Annotated in this window: 2 protein-coding genes; both read right to left on the minus strand. The window is 61.1% G+C overall.

The window, feature by feature from the left end:
* Window positions 1-42: 42 nt before the first annotated feature.
* Window positions 43-519, minus strand: coding sequence for a hypothetical protein (locus EKN07_RS12375; RefSeq protein WP_126146572.1), 477 nt, complete (start codon window positions 517-519; stop codon window positions 43-45).
* Window positions 516-1,385, minus strand: an 870-nt coding sequence (locus tag EKN07_RS12380) for a GH25 family lysozyme (RefSeq protein WP_277600510.1), incomplete at its 5' end; no start/stop codon positions are given. The genes EKN07_RS12380 and EKN07_RS12375, both read right to left, overlap by 4 nt.

The following is a 1,385-nucleotide window of genomic DNA, read 5'->3' on the forward strand; positions in this document are numbered from 1 at the left end:
ACCTGGCAAGGGTGGGGCCAATCTGGTTGATCGTGTGACGGGCTACGCGCTGTCTTGGACAGCTGTCGCCACAGTGGTATCCGTGCCGCCGTCGAGGGTGGTTTCAGCGGCGATAGTCAGTCGTGCTTCGGCCAGCGTGGCCGTGATGGCCTCGTCGAGCGAGGCTGTCGCATAGTCCGGTATGGTTTCCGTTCCTGCGTCTTGGTGCAGGTTGGAGGTATCCGGTGTTGTGGTTGGGGTTGCGGCTCGTGTGACAGCCTGGGCGGCCGGGTAGACGGCCGCGTAGATCACTTGGGATCCAGCGATGATCAGGGCGGCCACCGTGAGGATGTCCGACCAGTTTGTTACACCGTTGACCAACACGGTGACTGTGGCCAGGAGCAGGGAGACGACGAGTGCGACGATGCGTTTCACCGCTGAGGACCAGTGCACGCGTTGGAATAGGGCGGTGACGAAGGGTGCGGCAGTCGCGGCGATGCCGGTGAAGATTTCGGTTTGCATGTCAAGGGTTGTCATCATTTCACCTCCACGCCGAACACGGCAGGATTCACAACAGTGTTGGACTTGGAAGTGTTGATGTGTCGCCATTCGACCATGTTTGCTTTGGCGCGTTGCAGCATGGTGATGGTCTCCTTAAAGGTTTGCGTGTTCGGCATGCGTCGCCATGTGCCCGCGGCGACGTTAGCGATGCAGATGGCGTTACCGACTTGGAAAATGATGTGGGTGTACATGTCGCCGAAAACCCCTCCTCGTGTGTCATGTTGTGTGGTGGTTGCTGCCACGGCGGTTTTACCTGTGACACGGGCAGCAGTAAGGGCCGCCCACTGGGCGGCCCCTCCATAGAAAATGTTCAAATCGAGTGCTCCTGGCCAGCCAGGGACTCCGCCAGCCGAGGAGTACTGCCATATTGCAGGTCGGCCCCAGTAGGGCACGTCGGTGGGCTGTGCGTAGGATTTCCAGCCCACCGGGGCACTGTATGGGTACCGTGCGTACCAGAGCGGATATCCTGCCTGTTGGACTCGGCGCAGGGACGGGTGAGCAAGCAGGGTTGCCCGGTACGTGTAGAAAACGGGTCTGCGGCCGAGCGCGGCCTCCACGAGACGCATCCATTCCAACACCCAGTCTGCGTCACCGAGATTATTCCCGGATGCTTCCTCCCAGTCGAGCACAAGCAGCGCATCAGACGGAGCAAGAGCAGCCTGGCGGATAAAGTTCGCGGCCTCCGCCACGGGCGTTCCGGCCCGGCCGCGCTCCCGCGCATAATGGTAGACGCCGGTGCGCTTCGCCCCAGCAAGCATGGATTTCCAACCGTCAATCACCAGCGAAGTGCCGCCGGTGGCCTTCGTGATCGTGAAATCCACATGTGGCACTATTGCGCGGGGCCA

The organism is Actinobaculum sp. 352, assembly GCF_003957265.1.
Lineage (GTDB): Bacteria > Actinomycetota > Actinomycetes > Actinomycetales > Actinomycetaceae > Asp313.